This window comes from Pseudomonas sp. B22129, from assembly GCF_044218875.1.
GTDB lineage: Bacteria > Pseudomonadota > Gammaproteobacteria > Pseudomonadales > Pseudomonadaceae > Aquipseudomonas.
Window position 1 is genome coordinate 4,685,528 of the sequence record NZ_CP162592.1, and the last position, 18,412, is coordinate 4,703,939.

Annotated in this window: 15 protein-coding genes; 2 read left to right on the forward strand and 13 right to left on the reverse strand. The window is 61.9% G+C overall.

Going from position 1 to position 18,412, the window contains the following annotated elements:
• Nucleotides 1-157: 157 nt before the first annotated feature.
• Nucleotides 158-652 carry a hypothetical protein gene (locus AB4P94_RS21750; protein WP_395607382.1) on the forward strand — a complete coding sequence of 165 codons (495 nt, stop codon included), beginning with the start codon at nt 158-160 and terminating at the stop codon, nt 650-652.
• Nucleotides 653-657: 5 nt separating this feature from the next.
• On the opposite strand, the gene AB4P94_RS21755 is transcribed toward AB4P94_RS21750, so the two are convergent.
• On the reverse strand, nt 658-2,856 hold the full coding sequence (locus AB4P94_RS21755; protein WP_395607383.1) for a tetratricopeptide repeat protein: 2,199 nt from the start codon (nt 2,854-2,856) through the stop codon (nt 658-660).
• Between the two features lie 173 nt (nt 2,857-3,029).
• Between AB4P94_RS21755 and AB4P94_RS21760 the strand changes: the two genes are divergently transcribed.
• On the forward strand, nt 3,030-3,701 hold the full coding sequence (locus AB4P94_RS21760; protein ID WP_395607384.1) for a DUF3313 domain-containing protein: 672 nt from the start codon (nt 3,030-3,032) through the stop codon (nt 3,699-3,701).
• A gap of 39 nt (nt 3,702-3,740) precedes the next feature.
• Here the strand turns inward: AB4P94_RS21760 and AB4P94_RS21765 are convergent, their stop codons facing one another.
• The 12 genes from AB4P94_RS21765 to AB4P94_RS21820 form a co-directional block, all read right to left on the reverse strand.
• Entirely contained in the window at nt 3,741-6,230 is a 2,490-nt protein-coding gene (locus AB4P94_RS21765; RefSeq protein ID WP_395607385.1) for a fused MFS/spermidine synthase, read from the reverse strand.
• Nucleotides 6,231-6,351: 121 nt separating this feature from the next.
• Nucleotides 6,352-7,938, reverse strand: coding sequence for an arylsulfatase (locus AB4P94_RS21770; RefSeq protein ID WP_395607386.1), 1,587 nt, complete (start codon nt 7,936-7,938; stop codon nt 6,352-6,354).
• Nucleotides 7,939-8,014: 76 nt separating this feature from the next.
• A complete protein-coding gene (locus tag AB4P94_RS21775) occupies nt 8,015-9,016 on the reverse strand; it encodes an HAD family hydrolase (protein WP_395607387.1) in 1,002 nt (333 codons plus the stop codon).
• Entirely contained in the window at nt 9,013-10,062 is a 1,050-nt protein-coding gene (locus AB4P94_RS21780) for a hypothetical protein (protein ID WP_395607388.1), read from the reverse strand. The genes AB4P94_RS21775 and AB4P94_RS21780 overlap by 4 nt, the downstream gene beginning before the upstream one ends.
• Nucleotides 10,059-11,525 (reverse strand): VWA domain-containing protein, encoded by a 1,467-nt coding sequence (locus AB4P94_RS21785; protein ID WP_395607389.1) that lies wholly within the window; start codon nt 11,523-11,525, stop codon nt 10,059-10,061. The genes AB4P94_RS21780 and AB4P94_RS21785 overlap by 4 nt, the downstream gene beginning before the upstream one ends.
• Complete coding sequence (locus AB4P94_RS21790) at nt 11,512-12,507, reverse strand: vWA domain-containing protein (RefSeq protein ID WP_395607390.1); 996 nt, start codon at nt 12,505-12,507, stop codon at nt 11,512-11,514. The genes AB4P94_RS21785 and AB4P94_RS21790 overlap by 14 nt, the downstream gene beginning before the upstream one ends.
• Nucleotides 12,494-12,958: a DUF4381 domain-containing protein gene (locus AB4P94_RS21795; RefSeq protein WP_395607391.1), complete on the reverse strand. Its 465-nt coding sequence runs from the start codon at nt 12,956-12,958 to the stop codon at nt 12,494-12,496. Before AB4P94_RS21795 ends, AB4P94_RS21790 begins: the two co-directional genes overlap by 14 nt.
• A complete protein-coding gene (locus tag AB4P94_RS21800; protein WP_395607392.1) occupies nt 12,955-13,878 on the reverse strand; it encodes a DUF58 domain-containing protein in 924 nt (307 codons plus the stop codon). The genes AB4P94_RS21795 and AB4P94_RS21800 overlap by 4 nt, the downstream gene beginning before the upstream one ends.
• A complete protein-coding gene (locus tag AB4P94_RS21805; protein WP_395607393.1) occupies nt 13,875-14,849 on the reverse strand; it encodes an AAA family ATPase in 975 nt (324 codons plus the stop codon). The genes AB4P94_RS21800 and AB4P94_RS21805 overlap by 4 nt, the downstream gene beginning before the upstream one ends.
• 42 nt (nt 14,850-14,891) lie before the next feature.
• The gene (locus tag AB4P94_RS21810) at nt 14,892-15,932 is read right to left on the reverse strand and encodes a hypothetical protein (protein ID WP_395607394.1); all 1,041 of its coding nucleotides are present in this window, start codon (nt 15,930-15,932) and stop codon (nt 14,892-14,894) included.
• A gap of 80 nt (nt 15,933-16,012) precedes the next feature.
• Complete coding sequence (locus AB4P94_RS21815; RefSeq protein ID WP_395607395.1) at nt 16,013-17,413, reverse strand: DUF1254 domain-containing protein; 1,401 nt, start codon at nt 17,411-17,413, stop codon at nt 16,013-16,015.
• 64 nt (nt 17,414-17,477) lie between these two features.
• The gene (locus AB4P94_RS21820; RefSeq protein ID WP_395607396.1) at nt 17,478-18,269 is read right to left on the reverse strand and encodes a hypothetical protein; all 792 of its coding nucleotides are present in this window, start codon (nt 18,267-18,269) and stop codon (nt 17,478-17,480) included.
• Between the last annotated feature and the right edge of the window lie 143 nt (nt 18,270-18,412).

The following is an 18,412-nucleotide window of genomic DNA, read 5'->3' on the forward strand; positions in this document are numbered from 1 at the left end:
GAATGTCGCCTCACCTTAACCACTGGCCGCAGATTCGTCAGATGCAGTTGCACGCCAAATCACCGGTGCAGTTGGCCTATCGGCGTTAATCCCACGGCGCACCGCCGCATCTGCCATGATCGGGCTTCGCAATCTGGCTCACCCAAGGAAATCCGCAATGGACGACGTACAACAACTGGGCGAGATGCTTCGTCACTACGCCGACAGTGAAGCGCACAAGAAACAGCAATTCGATGTTCAGTCCGCGCGCTGGGCGCAGAAGCTCGGGGAATTGTTCGGGCAGATTGAACAGTGGCTGGAGCCGGTCAAAAGCGTGGGGCTGCTGGAGGTTCACCGCGAGGCCTACGTTGCCAGCGGCCCCGGCGCTCCACTGGAGACGTCGACCTTCAAGACTGAAAAGCTCAACGTTCAGATCACTGGAAAGTCCGTGGAATTCGTACCGGAGGTGATGGGGCCGGGCGGCCTGATTTCGGTGTCCGTCATGGGCCTGACTGCCGCCCGCCACGGCAGTGTTTCACTGGTGTTGCCCGCCGATAAAAACGACTGGCTCTGGAAGAAAACCAACGGTCTGAAAGACCCGGACACCTTCGGTTTCGACGCCAATTTCCTGGCCGCGCAACTGCAAAGCCTGATCCCCCGCGAGCGTGCCTGAGCCGCCTATTTCAACGCGGGGTCACCGGGGTTGAGCCGCTTCCAACTCTGCATGACGGCCTGCGCCTTTGGTTCATGACCGTTTTCCAGGTAGTACTGGATCAGCGTCAGCCGCGCATTGCGGTGGTACGGTTGACGTTGCAACAGGCTTTCCAGCTGGTTGCAGGCTTCATCCACCTTGCCACTGTCATGCAGGGCCACCGCCAGCACAAACGAGAACTGGCCATTGGCAGGGTCAAGTCGTGCTGCGTTGCGCAGGTGGGGCATGGCGCCGGCCACATCACCCGCACGGATCAGCATCAGGCCCTGGGTGTGTTGCAGCAGCGGCGCATCGGGCTGGCGGGCGAGTTGTTCGGTGATCAGGTTGCGCGCTTGCGCGGCGCGGCCATTGGCCTCCAGCCACTGCGCCAGGGTGACCAGCGCCGGGTAGAAATCAGGGTCGCGCAGCAGGGCGGTGCGCAATTGCGCTTCGACCTTGTCGCCACGGCCACTGGCCTGGTAAAGCATCGCCAGGTTGAGATTGGCCTCGGCGCGCTCCAGCAGGCTCAGTTGTACCTGCTCATAGTCGGCGATGGCGCTTTCCCAGGCGGGGCCGAGCCCCTGGGCGCCCAGCAAGTCCCGCGCCGCCACAATGCGCACGGCACGCACCGGGTCTTTGAGCAGTGGACCGTAGAGCGCAAGCCGTTCTGCGGGCGGTAGCAGGGCACTGACTGCGCGCACGGCGCTTTCGCGCACTTGGGGCGCCGGGTGGGCGAGGTCTTTGGTTGCCAGTTTCAATGCCTGTTCGCTGGGATAATTAGGGAGTTCAACCAGCAAGGTGGCACGCTGGATGGCCGGCAGGTTACCCCGTGCCAACTGGTCATACAGGGCCTGGGCCGCACCTGGCTCACCGTTTCGAATCAGCGCCATGCTGTCACCGTAAGTCGGCGCCCGGAGCACAGACTGCGCGGCCGGCGGAATACTGAAGCTGTGGTCATGCCGAAAGTCGTTGCCCATATAAACTTTGCCGGGCATATGGCAATCGACACAGAACGAACCCGGCTGGCCGACGTCGAGCTTGGTGTGTTTGCGGGAGTTGTAGTCTTTGGCCTGCAACCCGCGCCCATCCACCGTGGCGATCGGGGTTTTGCCTGCCGGGTTATGGCATTGCACGCACACCGCATTGCCCGGCGCCTTGAGTCCAGCGCTGTGGGGGTTGTGGCAGTTACTGCAACGCACGCCTTTCTCGGCCATTTTGCTTTGGGCGAAGGAGCCGTGTTCGAACACTTCATCCTTGATCTTGCCGTCCAGGGTGTACAACTCGCGGGTCAGTACGCTTGGCAGGTAGTCGTCCATCAGGCGCTTGCCCACGGTAAACCCATCGCCCAGCGGGGCGCGGCGGGCGTGGCAACGGGCGCAGGTTTCCAGTTCGACGGTGGCGTTTTTGTCTTTCAAATCCACGGCGAAACCGGCGTGCAGCAAATCGCCTTTTTTTGCCGCCCACTGCACATGGTTTGATGCCGGGCCATGGCAGGCCTGGCAACCGACGCCGAGGCTGTTCCACTGGCTGTCGAAGCTGCTTTTTTCCGGGTTGAAGTTACGTGTGTAACCGGTGGTGTGGCATTCGACGCACATGAAGTTGGCGTTCTGGCTCGGTTTGCTCCAGTGCAGCGGGTTCTTGAAGTTGACGCCCTGGCCCGGGTAGAGGTGGAACCAGCGGTTTTTCTGGGTATCCCACGCCACGCCCAGTGCTTGCAGGCGGCCGTCACCGACCTCGACCAGGTATTGCTGCAACGGCGCGATGCCGAAGGTGTACGCCACCTTGAAATCGGCGTTTTGGCCATCCACGCCTGGCGCATTCACCCAGAATTCGTCGCCCCGGCGAAAGAACCGCGTGGTTTCGCCTTCGCCGGTAAAGGTCGCGTCATTGAAGTCGGCGGGCACTGTCTGTGGCGTGGCCCTCTGCATCGCAAGCTGGTGGTGGGAGCCTTGCCAATCCCTGGCCTGGGCCTGGTGGCAGCCCTGGCACTGTTGCTCATCGACCATGCTTGCTGGCGCGATAACGGCCGCCGGCTTGGTCGTCACCACCGGCGCCGGTACACGCAACTGAGGCGTGGAGGTTTGCAGGAACACCCAGAGCCCGGCCATGGCCGACAGCAACAGTGCGATCAATACAGGGTAGAGGTAACGACGAGGTGCAACTTTATGGCGCTCAGGCTCTGGCATTGCGACTTCCGTTGTCTTGATGCGTGGACGCTCTGCGGCGTGCTTTGGCTGTGTGCAGCTTTGACGCTGCCCCCGTGTCTGTCAAACCGATGGCCTGAAATAACGGCTATTTTCCCAGAGTTGGCTATACCTACAGCTCAGTGTTTCGACGATGATCGCCAGGGAGTTCAATGATGAAATCAAGGCTAATGATCAGCACGCTCTGTGTTGCCTCACTCGCAATGGCAGGCTGCGCCAGCAAGGTGACCCAACCGGACGAATACTCCGGTTTCCTCTCGGACTACAGCCAGCTCAAGGAGGCTAAGTCACCTTCGGGTGCCGAGGTGATGCGCTGGGTCGATCCCAACCTGAACCTCAACAACTACAACGCAGTGTTTATCGAACCGACCCAGTTTTACCCCAAGCCGCAAGCCACCACGAAAATCCCGGACAGCACCCTCAATGGCATCAACGCCTACTACAACCAGGCGCTCAAGCGTGAGCTGGTCAAGTCGTTACCGTTGGCCAGTGCGCCGGGCCCGGGGGTGATCGTGGTGCGCGCGGCGATTACGGCCGTGAGCAGCAAGACCGAAAGCCTCAAACCCTATGAATACATTCCTGTGGCGCTGGTCGCGGCGGCGGTGAGTACCGGCACCGGCATTCGTGATCAGGAAACCACACTGGGTACCGAAGCGCAGTTTCTCGACGGCGCCAGTGGCAAGGTACTCGCCCAGGTGGTGCGTAAAGGCACCGGCAAGCCGCTGTCGAATGACTCGCAGGTGATGAAGGCCGATGACGTCAAAGGCGTGATCGACGGCTGGGCATCGGACCTGCATCAATCGTATGTGAAACTCAAGGGCAAGTAAGGCCCGTTGCGACGAGGGTGGTTGCACCCTCGTCGTGCTTCACTGGCCACCAAACCAGCGGTAATACGGGTTGGCGGCATCCTCACGCAAGACCTCGCGAAGATCCCGCCCCCAGGCCTCCCGGTCACCGTCGTAGGCATGCAGGCTCGCACGGTAAAACTGCATCAGGCGCTGCTGTTCGGCGGCCTGGGTCCTGATGAAAGACGCGTGCGCGTTGACCAGCGGCGCGGGCACGCGCAGGCCCAGCAGGGCCGGCAACACCCGGGTGATTTCCTTGCTGCGCACCCAGGGCGCGTATTCGATGCGCGGCCTGTCGTCGGTGACCGCCAGCGCGTTGGCGGCAAAGCGCTCAAGCCCTTCACGATCCGTGACCCAGGTGGCGAGCAGTGTGGCGGCCGAATCAATGCCGACTTCGGCCAGGGCGCTGCGCACCGTCGGCTGTTCGAAGCGCTGGCGGATGCGTTCGACGTCCAGCGCCATGGGTTCGCGCGAACCTACCAGCAACATCTCGTGGAACTCGCTGGTCCACAGCGAGGCATACGGGAACACGTTGAGGAAGCTGCGCACCAGCGCGCGGGAGTCGTCGATGTTTTGCGTGGGTAATGGCAGCCATTGGGCCAGCACACCGTTTGTTTCCAGGCGCGCGGCGGCCAACCGGTAAAAGTCCTCGGAATACAGGTTGACCACACCGGCGGCGGAGGGCGGCGGCGGCTCCAGGGTGATCAAGTCGTAGGTGTCGGGGTTGCGCAGCAACTCTTGGCGGCCATCGCGCAGGCGCAGGTCGATGCCGGGATCGCTGGCCGCGTTGAAATTGCCTTTGAACAAGGGCGCGGCTTGCACCACCGAGGGCAGCAGCTCGGCGACTACCCGGCGCTCCAGGCCCGGGTAACGCAGCAAGGCGCCTGCCGTGATGCCGGTGCCGAAGCCAATCACCAGGGCCGATTTGGGCTCTGCGTTATGAATCAGCAAGGGTAACAACGCTTGAATACGCATGTAGCGCAGCGATGGCATGGCGTCGCCAGTGTTCGACACGCCCTGGATATACAAACGCTGAAACGCGCGCGCGCCCTGGCCTTGGGTGACCACTGCCACGGTTGCTCCACGACCTTCCTGGTAAAACGCCAGGCTGGCATTGCGTGCACCCGGCAGCAATTTGGCCAGGCGATCCACAGGGGTCAGCAGCGCCGCGGCCAGTGAGAGCAACCCCAGCGCCACCACCGCCTGACGCCGGCCTTGCTTCACCCCATGGCCACGGCGCACCGCCACATAGCCCACCCCACCGGCAATCACTGCCAGCAGGCCCAAGGTGCGCACCAGCCCCAGCCACGGAATCAGCACAAAGCCGCACAGCATCACACCGAGAATTCCGCCCAAGGTGTTGAACGCCACGACGGCGCCCACATCCCGGCCGACATGGCGGTCGCCGACACTCAATCGCAACGCCAATGGAAAGGCTGCGCCCAGCAACAGCGTCGGCACAAACACGATACACAGCGCCGCGACGGCAAAGCGCGCACTCATGCCGGGCAGTTCACTGCCGCCCAGGCTCAACACCAGGGCTTCGGCCTGGGTTTGCAGCAGGATCAACCAGCGGCCCAGCAGGGCAATTTCCAGCAACGCCACCAAACCTGCGCACGCGATCAGCAAACCAAACACACCCCAGGGATCGCGAATGCGTTCAACCCGGTGCGACATCCACTGGCTGCCGATAAACAATCCGGTCAAGTAGGTGGCCAGCACCACCGCAAACGCATAGGTGCGCGTGCTCATGAACTGCACGATGGACTGCGACCACACCACTTCATAACCCAGGGCGACGCCCCCGGCGATGGCGTACAGCACCAATGCCAGCCTTTTGGGTTGTGCCTTGCGTGCCTGTTCGATGGTCACCGGCAACTGATGGCGAACGTACAACAAGGCGCCCATGGCGGCGGCCAGGTTCAAGGCGGCGGCGACCAGCGCACTGCCGCGCACGCCAAACTGGGCGATCAGCACAAAGGCCGTGAGCAAGGTTCCGGCAATCGCGCCGGCGGTGTTGGCCGCGTACAAACGCCCACCGGCCTGGCTCAAGCCCTTGGCTTGAGGGTTCAGCGCGCGCACCAGCACCGGCAGCGTGCCGCCCATCAATAAGGCCGGCAAACCCACCAGCACAAACGGCAACACCCAGGCCAGCAACCCGGCTCGCTGCTCCAGCCAGGCAAAGGGTTCGGCCGCCACGCCCAGGGCCAGCGTTGCGCCGACTCCGAACACAGCCACCAGTAATTCCAGCCCCGCATACAACAACAGAGGCCGCGCAAAACGGTCTGCCAGGCGCCCGAACAGCAAGCCACCCAGCGCCAGCCCGGCAAAAAAAGCGCTGATGCCGGTGGTGATCGCATACACCTCCACGCCCACCACCAGCGACAGCTGCTTGATCCACAGCACTTGGTACACCAGGGCTGCGCCGCCGGAGATGAACAGGAGGAGGGCGGGGATCAGGGTTGAGGGGGTGGCGATTTCAAGCGGCTTACTGGCGGTACGTGAGGTCATTACCCGATTCCAAATAATGCGCAAAACCCTGTGGGAGCTGGCTTGCCTGCGATAGCGTCGCTGAATTCAGCACCGTCATCGCAGGCAAGCCAGCTCCCACATAGGCCTTGTGTCGAGTCAATCAGGAGGCAGGCGCCGCCTTCATCTTCGCTTCAATCTTCTTGTCCACCGCCTCGCGGATCTGATCGATGCTGAAGCTCGGCGGTTTCTGGCTGGGCGGGTACTCCACAAAGGTTTCGAGGAATTTTGCCGCCTTCGTTACCGCCACCGCGCCCAGGTAGACGTTTTTGGTGGTCCAGTCGTAATACTGGTCACTCACGACGTCGGCGCGCTCATACGGGTCCATCCTCAGGTTGAAGATTTTCGGCACCCGCAATTGCACGAAAGGCTCGCTCCACACGCGAAAGCCACCCGGCTGGCGTTGTTCGGCGAACACCACTTTCCAGTTATCGAAACGTATCGACACCAGCATGCCGTCATCGTTGAAGTAGAAGAACTCGTTGCGCGCGCCTTTGGGCTGCTGGCCGGTCAGGTACGGCAGCTGGTTGTAGCCATCCAGGTGCACTTTGAAGGTGGTGCCGCCTGAAGTCGGCGCCCAGCCTTTGAGCAGCTTGTCTTTTACGTCGGCATCCCCGGCGGCGGCGAGCAACGTGGGGAACCAGTCCATGCCCGAGACCATCTCGTTGGAGACTTCGCCCTGTTTGATCTTGCCCGGCCAACGGATGATTGCCGGCACCCGATAGGCGCCTTCCCAGTTGGAGTCTTTCTCGTTGCGAAACGGCGTGGTCGCCGCGTCCGGCCAGGAGAACTGGTTCGGCCCGTTGTCGGTGGTGTAGACCACGATGGTGTTGTCGGCGATTTTCAGGTCGTCGAGGGTTTGCAGGAGTTTGCCCACATCGCCGTCGTGTTCGAGCATGCCGTCGGCGTACTCGTTGCCGGGCATGCCGCTCTGGCCCTTCATCGAGTCACGCACGTGGGTGAACACGTGCATGCGCGTGGTGTTCATCCACACGAAGAACGGTTTGTTGGCTTCGGCCTGTTTCTTGATAAACGCCTGGGCCGCTGCGGTGGTTTCGTCGTCAATGGTTTCCATGCGCTTGGTGGTCAAGGCGCCGGTGTCTTCAATCTTGCCGTCGGCGAAGCTGTGGATCACGCCACGGGGGGTGTTGGCTTTGACGAACTCCGCGTCGTCCTTGGGCCAGTAAGGGCGTTCCGGTTCTTCTTCGGCATTGAGGTGATACAGGTTGCCGAAGAATTCGTCGAACCCGTGGTTGGTCGGCAGGTATTCGTCGCGGTCACCCAGGTGGTTTTTGCCGAATTGCCCGGTGGAATAGCCCAGGGACTTGAGCGCCTGGGCAATGGTGATATCACGCTTTTGCAGGCCGACCGGGGCGCCGGGAATGCCCACCTTCGACAGGCCGGTGCGCAACGGCGTCTGGCCGGTGATAAAGGATGAACGCCCAGCCGTGCAGCTGTTCTCCGCGTAGTAATCGGTGAACATCATGCCTTCTTTGGCGATTCGGTCGATATTCGGGGTCTTGTAGCCCACCACACCCATGGAATAGGCGCTGATATTGGTTTGCCCGATATCATCGCCGAATATCACCAGGATATTCGGCTTCTCGGCGGCCCAGGCGGATGCCGAGACCCCCATCACCGAAACAGCCACCAGGGCGAGCTTCGGCAGCCACTTACGCATGCGAGTCATAAGACTTGCTCCTTTCAGGGCTTGGGTCGCAGTGTCTGCGACCAACGTTTTTTTACAGTCCGTCGTGACGTTTTTCTTATTGCACCTTCGCTTGCACAGCCGGCTCGAAGGGGTAGATACGGTTCCACTCGGTCGCCATGTCCACCACGGTCCAGCCTTTTGTTCCGGCTTCATCCAGCGCCTTGTCCAGGCGGCCGATTTGAGAGTTACGGTCATAGGCCCACTCGCGCTTGGCGTCGGTGTGGTGCACCAGGCCCATCAAGCGTTGACCTTGACCTGCGGCGGTCCACTGCAGCATTTGCAGGTCGCCGTCGGAGTTGCCGAAGGCCAGGATGGGCCGCCGACCAATGATCGCGTCGATACTTTCCGGCTTGCCCGGGCCATCATCGTTGTGGGCCAGCTTGGCAGTGCGCAGCACTTGAGGCTGGCCGTCCTTGAGCTGGAATTGGGTGACAAAATTCGACCCGATGACCTGTTCCGGCGGCACGCCATAGACCTCCTCGGCAAAGGCGCGCATGAACGCGGTATCACCGCCGGACACGATGTAGGTCTTGAATTGCTGGCCGCGCAGGTAATCGAGCATTTCCAGCATCGGCTGGTAGATCATCTGGTTGTAGGGCTTGCCGGTTTTCGGGTGGCGGGCTTGTTTGAGCCAGCTTTTGGCATTGTCGATAAACGCCTGGGTACTGATGCCGGTATGGGTCGCGCCGATGATTTCCAGCAAGCCTTGCATCCCCGATGCCGCGAGTGCCTGGTGGTCACCTTCGAGCACGGCCTTAAACGGCTGCGTGGTGTTCCATTCCGGGTGTTGCGGGGCGAGGCGCTTGACTTCATCGAAGGCGAACAGCACTTCAAAATAGGCCGGTTGTTCGGTCCATAACGTGCCGTCGTTATCGAAGACGGCGATGCGCTCGGCAGGCTTGACGTAGTCTTGGGAGCCTTCGGTGGTGACGGCCTGGACGAACGCGATGATCTGTTTTTTGCTCGGGCCTTCGTTCCATGAGGGCAGTGGGTCGGCCGCAAGTGCCGGCAGGCAAAACAATAAAAGCAGGGGCAGGGCAGAACGCAGCGACGTCATGGGAAGTCCTTTTCTTGACGAGGGTTCAGTGGGAGCAAGCGTAGTTGACGACAGGCCCAGCGCAATGCTGGCCACACCTCTCGCCACAGTGCCACCATCCGCGGCCACAGTAGGCGAATGCAATAACCCGCCAGGATCAGCACGACCATGGCTGCCATCCAGGCAAACAGATGCGTGGATAACGGCCACCGAGTGCGTTGCCCGAGGGCCTTGAGGTCGGCGGCGATGGCGAACGCCGGCGTGTAGGCGCTGGCGGCTTGCGCTTCCACCGTGAGGGCCGGCAGTTGGGTGGTTTGCAGGCGATGGTTGCGGCTGTCCCACCATTTCACGCGGATGGCCGGCAAGGTGTAATGCCCGCCCTGTTCGATGCGATACACCAGCCGGTCGATGCGCTGGCCACCGGTGATATGGCCACGGCCGTCGTCCAGGTCGCTGATGGCGGGCGCTTGCGGATACAGACGCAAGCCCTTGATGACACCCGTGTTGGGGGGCGGCAGCGAAAGGCCCGGGGTGTCGTCGGCTTGCAACGTCAGGGTGCGTGTAAGGCTGTCACCCACTTTCAGGTCCGTGGCCACCAGGGTTTGGCTCAAGCGCAGCCCGCTGGCGACCACGACAGGCTCGTCGGGGGCAAACCCCACAGGCTGGGTCGCCTGGAATGACAACGGCGCACTCGTGGCACTCAGGGGCGCCTTGGCCTGGCCCGGTTGGGCGCTGACGGTCAACGCAGGCACCGTAAAGCGTTGCGCCGCAACGGGCGTGATGCGGTAGGCGTAGCGCATGCCGTAGAAGGTTTTGCCGTCGATCAATTGCGTGGTGTGCTCAGCCTCGCCACTGGGCGCTTGAACACGTGCACCGGGCAGCTTCAGCACGGGCAGTGTTGCACCGCCGGTAAACCAGGTGTCGGTCAGCACATCCACCTGGACCTGCAATTGTTCGCCCACCACCACTGCGGCGCCGGGCTGCAACTGCGCCTGCACCTTGAGCTGAGGCTCGGCAGCCCACAACGGCCCGGCCAGAAACAGCCATACGGCGCAAGAACGGTTCATCGCTGCGCCTCCTGATCCTGCAGGCTGAATTTGCGTTTCAGGAAGTTTGCCGGCGATGTCGTGAGGTTCTGCAACCACAGGGCGTCACTGCTGGCCTGCCGGATCTGGACCGCCTTGCTCTGGCCTTTGCCTGGCGCCTTATCGAACTTGATCTCGTCAGGCTTGACCTCGGGCGTGTTGTTCGCGGCGCTTTCGGTGTCTTTCTTCAAGGCAATGGCCAGGGCCAGGTTGGCGCTGGCTTCGGGGAAGACCGGTTGCAATTGCAGCGCGCGCTGGTAGTCGGTGATGGCGTCGTCGAATTTGAATTGGCGAACATGGATGTTGCCCAGATAGAAAGCCGCTTGCGCCGTATTGAGCGGCGTGAAGGTCGTCTCGGCCAAGGCGTAGTCGGCGGCGTTATAGGCGGCGATGCCTTTCCAATAAGGGTCGACAAACCGCGCGGCCGCTTCTGGGTAGTGATGATGCTCGAAAGCCCAGCGGCCTCTCTGGTCGGGCGTCATAAAAGGGTTGGCTTCGGCCTGCACCGGTTGCAGCAACACGCCGAGCAGCAGCACGGCCGTCCAGTTCAGGCTCCAGCCACGTCTGACGCTGAGCAGTGCGATCAACAGCAACGGCCAGCACAGCCAGTAACCGGCGTCTTTCCACTGCAACAGGCGCTGTTGTTCATCGGCGTTCTGGAAGTGCTGTTGGGCGTGGAGTTCGATCCAGTCCAGGTCATCCTCATTGAGCGTCAGGCTGCCCAGCGGGGCGTCTGTCGCTGAGGCCAGTTCCTTGAGCGTGGGGTTGCTGCCGAGTGCCAGCACCAGCACTTGTAAAGGGCTGTTTGCCAAGTGTTGTTTGAGGGCGGGCAATTGCGCGACATCCGCGCCGTCGGTGACCAGCAGCAAGGTGCCGGGCGTGCCCTCCAGAAGGCGTTTGGCCTGGTCGATCACACCCGCGACGTCCTTGCCCGGTTTGCTGATCAAGTCGGTCCCCAGCGCCTGAATAAAGGTGTCGAGCAAGGCCGGATCATCGGTCGGCGGCAACACCAGGTGGGCACTGCCGGCGTACACCAGCAGGGCGGTGCGTGCGCCTTTGCGACGCTGGATCAGGTCATGCAGTTTTTGCTTGGCGGCAGTCAGGCGCGTGGGCGGTACGTCGGCGGTGTCCATGGAGGGCGACAGGTCCACAGCGATGATCAGTGGCGCGCGGTTCTCCAGAAAATCCGGGCGGTCCTGCTCCCAGGTTGGTCCGGCGGCCGCCACCGCGCCGATCACCAGCAAGGCGCTGGCCAGATGCACCGGGCGCAGGCGGTGCGGGTCGATAGGTGTGAGCAGCAAATACGGCAACAGATGCGGGGCGATGTTGCCGCGCAACCGGCGTTGCAGCTCACGGTTGCGGTGCCAGGCCATTGGCAGCAGCGCACCGAAGAGGGCGAGGAGTAGCCAGGCGGGGCGCAGGAAGTGGAAATCATTGAAGTCCATCAGCCGGCTCCCGCTTGAATCGGTGGGACCACAGCGCTGCGATCAAGTGATACAGCGCCAGTAACGTCAACGCAGCCATCAGCGGCCACCAGAACAGGTCACGCTTGGGCTGATGGCTGAGGGTTTTCACCTGGTGCGGGGTGATGGTGTCGAGGGTGGTGTAGACCTGGCCCAGGCTGTCACGGTCTTCGGCACGGAAATAGCGGCCGCCTGTGGTAATGGCGATGTCCTGCAAGGTGCTGAGGTTGACCTTGGCTTCGCCGGTTGCCTGCGGGTCGCCGATACCGATGGTATGAATGACCACACCCTTGGCGGCGGCCATCTCGGCGGCGTGGTCCGGGGTGATCGCACTGCTGGTGTCGTTGCCGTCGGTGAGCAGGATCAGCACTTTCTCGGGTTCGTGGGCCTGATCCAACAGTTTGAGGCCCAGGCCGATGGCATCGCCAATGGCGGTGTTCGGCCCGGCCATGCCGATGCCACTGTCGTCCAGCAGCAGCGAGAGGCTGTTGTGGTCCAGGGTCAGGGGCGCCTGGGGATAGGCGCCGCTGCCGAACAGGATCAAGCCGATGCGGTCGTCCTTGCGGCGCTGGATAAAGTCATGGACCACTTGTTTGACGGCCGCGAGGCGGTCGATCTTCTGGCCGTTGGCGTCGGTGAAATCCGGGGTTTCCATGGATTGGGAAATATCAATGGCGAGCATCAGGTCGCGCACTGGCTGCTGACGCTCGATAGGTTTTTCTACCCACACCGGGCGGGCGATGGCCAGTACCAGCAGCGCCCAGACCAGCAGGTTGAGCAGCCGTTGGCTGCGGTTGTTACGCACGCCACTGACAGCGGGTGACGCGCCAACCGCCTGGCTCATGCCGCCGAAAAACGGTACGCGCACGGCGCTGCGGGCTTCCCTGTAAGGCGGCAGGTACCGGTAAGCCAGCCATGGCAGCGGCAGCAACACCAGCAGCCAGGGGTATTCAAGCTGCCACATGGTGGCTCTCCACCCAGGTTTTGCACTGGGCCCGTAATTGCGCACAGTGCGCGGCAGGCATCGGCGCGCCATACGCGAGTTGCGCCAGCCGTTGGCTCAGGTCTTCGGGCACGGGTGCACCGGCATGAGTTTGCAGAAAGGCTTGCCACTCGGCGCCGCTGAGGGTCGGCACGCGTTGGCGTTCCTCTTGCGCCAGTGGCATCGACAGCGCGACACGTTTGAGCAGCGCCGGCAGTTCGCGCATGTCTTCCAGCGCGTTCAACTGCGCCAAGGCTTCGCGCCGATATGCATCGCGCCGCCAACGCAGCCATTTGCGCGCGGCCACTATCAACAGGCCTAGCACCACTGCACCGAGCAACACCCCCCACCCCCACGTCTGCGGCCAATAGCTGACGGGCGCAGGCAAACCCAACTCCTGCAGTTGTTCGATGCTCGGCACCTGCGTGCTCACCGGCGTCTGCCTAACGCGTTGCGTAGTTGGTCGGCAGCGGGCAGGGCGGTACTGATCATCATCAGCGGCACCTGGCTGCGCTGCAACAAGCGGGTGACGTCCTTGAGGCGGCCGCCGAGAAAGTCCCCCAATGGCTGGCGCACCTGGCGTTTGCCTACCACCAGCTCGGCTTGCAACTGGCCCTGGGTGACCCGTAACCGGCCGCTGCCGGGCACGTTGAGCGCCAGGGGGTCATATACCTGCAGCGCGACCACATCGTTGTGCGCCGACAACTGCTGCAGCAGTTGCACCGTGCGCGGGCCTGCACCGGCAAAGTCACTGACCAGGCAGATCAAATGATCGTGACCCGCGAGGGCCACACACTGCTGCAACACTGTGTCCAACTGACTGTCGCCTTCGTGGTCCGGCTGGGTCGCGTTCAATTCAGCGTTTTGCCGGGCGATGCGGCTGCACAAGGCCTCGACGCGCTTGCGGCTGCGCAACGGCGCCACACGCTCGATTCGCTGGTCGTTGAACACCAGGCCGCCGACCCGGTCGCCGGCGTTGAATACCATCCACGCGGCCAGCGCGCCCAGCTCGGCGGCGATGGCTGATTTGAAGCTGCGCGCCGAGCCAAAAAACATCGACATGCGCTGGTCCACCACGATCAGCGCCGGGCGGTCGCGCTCCTCAGTGAAGGTGCGTACCACCGGCTTGCCCGTGCGTAAAGACGCGCGCCAATCCAGATGGCGCAAGTCATCGCCGGGCTGATAACGGCGCAGCTCGTCGAAATTCAGCCCGCGCCCGCGCAGCCGCGAAGCATGGTTGCCGGCGAGGAGGCTGCCCTGCGGTTGGCGCGCGACAAAACTCAGGTCACGGGCCTGAAACTGCAAGGCGATCAATTGCGCCAGGCTGACGTAGACAAACCCGTCGGCGTTCATGCAGGAATCGCCACGTTGCTCAGCAGGCGGTCGAGCACTTGATCGGCCGTGACGCCGTCCGCCACGGCGTCATAACTGAGTTGCAGCCGGTGGCGCAGCACCGGGTGGGCAACGGCGCGCACGTTGTCGGGGGTGACAAAGGTTTGGCCCTGTAACCACGCGTCGGCCCGTGCGCAACGGTCCAGGCCGATGCCGCCACGCGGGCTGGCGCCGAGGCTGATCCAGCGCGCAAGGTCAGGGTCGTAATCGGCGGGGTGGCGGGTGGCGTTGATCAGGTCGATCAGGTAGCGATCGATGGCGGGCGAGACTTGAATCGCGCTGACTTCCTTGCGCGCGGCGAAGATCACGTCCTGCGCCAGGCTAAAACCCTGCACGGCCTGGCGGGTGGCGGCGTGTTCCTCTTCACGCAGCAGGCGCAACACCTGGCTTTCATTCTCGGCGCTGGGGTAGTCCAGCAGCAGTTTCATCACAAACCGGTCCATCTGCGCTTCGGGCAGCGGGTAGGTGCCTTCCTGTTCGATAGGGTTTTGCGTGGCGACTACGACAAACAGTTCGGGCAGCGCATGGCTGGCGCCGGCGACGGTGATTTGCCGTTCTTCCATGGCCTCCAGCAAGGCCGCCTGGACCTTGGCCGGTGCGCGGTTGATTTCATCGGCGAGGATCAAATTGCCGAACAGGGGGCCGGGCTGGAAGCGAATCTGATTTTGGCCGTCAACTTGGTGCAGCACTTCGGCACCGGTGATGTCCGAGGGCAACAGGTCCGGGGTGAACTGGATGCGGCTCATCTTTGCCTCCAGATGCCGGGCCAGCGCCTTGACCGTACGGGTCTTGGCCAGCCCCGGCAGGCTTTCGAGCAACAGGTGGCCGTTGGCCAAAAGGCCTACGAGAATCTGGCGGATCACCTGATCCTGGCCCAGAACACTTTCGGCCATGCTGGCTTGCAAAGCTTTCAAATCGTTGAGCGCGGTCATGTCGATCGTCCTTGAGTCAGTGGAAACGGCTGCCAGGAGGCGTCAAAGCATGAAGGTTGGGATCACCGGAATAAACGACACACGGAAATTCCAGCGGCTGCTGATCAAGTCATCAGCATGGATCACCGAGTACTGCACTTCGCCGGATATGCGCACCGGCAGCTTGCCGAAGTTGACGATGCGCCCGGCGCCGAGGCCGATGGGGAAGTTGACCCGGTTGCCGCCCTCGGCCTTCCAGTTGACGGTGACGTTGGGCGTCATGCCCACCCGCCATTGGCCGGGGCCCGGGATGGAGCGCTGGATGAAGTATTGGATGTTGGTGAGGCTGACGTCCTTGCGCCTGGCGTCACCGCCTACCGACCACCAGTGTTGGGGGAACACGCCGAGGGTCCAGTCTTCGCCCAGGTAGGCGGCCACAAATGCCGGGCCGAGCGAATACTTGCCGGTGCCGAGCACATCTTTTTCAGCGGTGGGGAACATCGCGGTGGGGCCGAACCCCCAGACCAGCTTGCCGCCATTGGCAAAACGCACCGGCTGTTTGGGCGAGAACACGCCGACGTAGGCCAGGTCACCCAAGCCTGAGGTGCGATCGAACGGATCGTTGACCACGGAAGGGAAGTCGCGATCGGTCAGCACGCCATAGGGGCTCATACCTGCCAGGTCGCCCGCCTTCTGGTTGATCGGCGCGCTGACATAACTCAGCGGAATCCGGTTGATCAGGTTCCAGTCTTCTCCGAGGGAAATCGGGAAGGTCGGCATAAAGCTGTATTTGCCCAAATAGCGCGTGCCATTGCTGTGCGGGCCTTTGAGGGCGCTGTAGTCAAACTGGTTGAATAACAACACCAGGTTGCCCACCGGGTTGTCCATCAGCTTGGCGATTTGTTCAGTCGACGGCTCACAACCGGCCTTGACCACTTGCTTGAGGTCGATATCGAAGTTCTGTTGCAGGCGGTGGCAGGTTTCTGCGTCGGCCTCCGGCTCGGCGGTGTGGCTGCCCAGCTCCGGCAAACTGGTGGCCGATACACCGCAGCTGGCGAGCAAGCCCGCAGCGCAAAGCCCTTTTAATCGAGCAGATGAAATCATGGCGTCATCCATCCTTGTATCGGCCTGATATCAGGGGGTTACGTGCCCGGTCTAACCCTGTTGCGACCGGGCACGTGGTGTCATTTCAGCGGGGTCAACGGCGGCAACTTCCATTGGCCATTACCCACCTCAGGCTTGGGCAGGTAAATACGCAGCACGGCATAAAACGGACCGGGCGGTGCCGGCAACCAGTTGCTCTGTTCGGCTTTCGGCGGCTCGTGGTGCTGCAACGCCAGGGTCAGGCCGCCGTCGGCGTCCAGCTTGAGGTTGGGCAGCATCCGCGAATTGATCAGGTAGCGTTTTTTCAGGTTGGGCGCCAACAGCTTGGTCTTGGCGTCATACATGGTCAGCGACCAGAACGCTTCGGCAGGCGGCAGCTGGTCTTTGGCAAAGTGCACGGTGTAGCTGTGACGTGCACCGTTGGCAGGTTTACCTTCGCTGTCGACAAAATAGGTCAGGTAAATGGCTTCGTCGGTGGAGTTGCCGAAAATCCCCAGGTCGGCGCCGGCGTAGCGGTACAGGTAGTTGTTTTTCAGGCGGTCACGGCTGCCGAACAGGTCGCCGCTGGACACCTGGTGGGTGTCGATCTTGTCTTTCTTGAAGGCGGCAAACTCAGCCCGGGCGTCGGCGATGCCGTCTTCCAGGGCCTTGCGTTGCTCGGCGGTCAGCTCTTTGACTTTGAACGGCGCGCCGGGGGCGATGCCGATTTTGGCAAAGCGTGCCAGCACGTCCTTTTCACTGTCCTGGGGCGCGGCAAAGCTCAGCATGAAGTTCAGGTAGCGGAACAGCTGCGGGCCTTCGGTCATGGTGGCCATGGGCTTGGGCCACTCGATCTTCGGCACCTTGGCCGGCGCCGGTTGTTTCACGTAGCTGCTCAACGGCTGCACTTTGTAGCCGCTCTGGATCTGCTTGACTTTGCCCAGGTCTTTCTCATCAAACAACTGCGTGCGGTACAGGGCGTAGGCAATGTTGCTTTCGCTGTAGACCACACGGTCGATGTCCACTGGCTGCTGACCTTTCCAGTCAGGGCCTGCAATCATGTAGTGACCGCCGTTGTTACCCGTACTGCGGGTGCCCAGGTAAGCAATATTCTGCGTGTAGAGGTCGATCAACTGCACCGAGTAGTAACGGTTGTCTTCGATCTTCGGCAGCGTCAGCACCAGGGGTTCTTTGCGCAGGTCCATCCACACGAACGAGTAGGGTGTGTCCGAGTTGGGGGTGACGAAAGCGGTGTCCTTGGGGGTAAACACTTGCGCGGTGTTGCCGATGTGGTTGAACGGCGCCTTGAAGTTGGCACCGCCTTTATCAACGGCCTGGGTGTAGAGCGTCTTGTACATCGCCACCACCGGGTAGCCATACAGGTAGGCTTCCTTGGCAATGGCCCGGGCTTCGGCGGGGGTGGCTGTGAAGTCGGCCCAGGCGCCGGTGCTCATGAGTATCGAGAGGCTCGCCAACAGCAGGCGCGTCGGTTTTCCAATCATGTTGTTGCGTCCTTCCTGAGTTCGTATAAACGGGCGTGGGGATCAAAACGCCGAGTTTCCTGTTTTATTTGCCGAACGTCACGTTAATCCCTGCAAACAAGGTGAACTGAGGCAAACCATCGCCCTTGCGCGCCACTGTCCACTGCGGCTCAACATAGGCGTTGACGATATTGCTGCCGGCTTTCCACGCTTTGCCGGCGCCGAAACCGACAGGAATGTAGTGGGTGTCATTCTTCAAGTCGAAGGTCCAGGTGCCGGTGGAGCGCAGGTACCAGCCTTTGGGCAGGTTATGAATGATAAACGGTTGAAACGTTGCGCTCTCCACATGGGCACGGTCGCGGTCGCCGGCAAACGAGCTTTGGTATTGCACCAGCGCGCCGAGCAAGCCGCGTGGAGAGGCGTCGATGGCGATCGCGGCCAGCCCGGCCTGCCATTTGCCGGTGCCCAGCTCATCGTGTTCAGCGGTAGGCGCGGTAATTTGCGGGCCGATGCCCAGTTGTACGCCTTCGGTCTTGAGCAGGAAGATGTCGAACAGGTTCAGGTCACCGATACCGGTGCTGTAGCCGCTGTGGGGATCTGGGCGCGTGCTGAGGGGCAGGGTGGCGCGCAACAATTGCGGCACGCCGATAAAGTCTGAAGGCGCGATGGGCAACGTGCCCCGCAACAGCAGGTCATTGGTGTGGGCGTTGGTGTCGTAAAGCCTTGGCGTGTAATAGTCCTGCAGGTTGGCGCCCGGCGCCAGGTTGAGCGGGTTGTTGCTCTTGTTTGCGGTGTCGGCGTTATCCGCCCGGGCACAAATTGCGGGCAATACAACAACGGCCAGCACAAGTGCCGGGGTGAACAATGACCTGGACATTGAAGTGCTCCAATTCCCTGGAAACCGCCCGTTCAAGCAACTGTCGGGCTGTCCTTTTTCACAAAATTGTGTAGGACATGTCGATTGAAGCTAGCAGTTAAATCGAGACTCGCTAGCTCAGCGAAGGAATTAGTCTGTTCGTG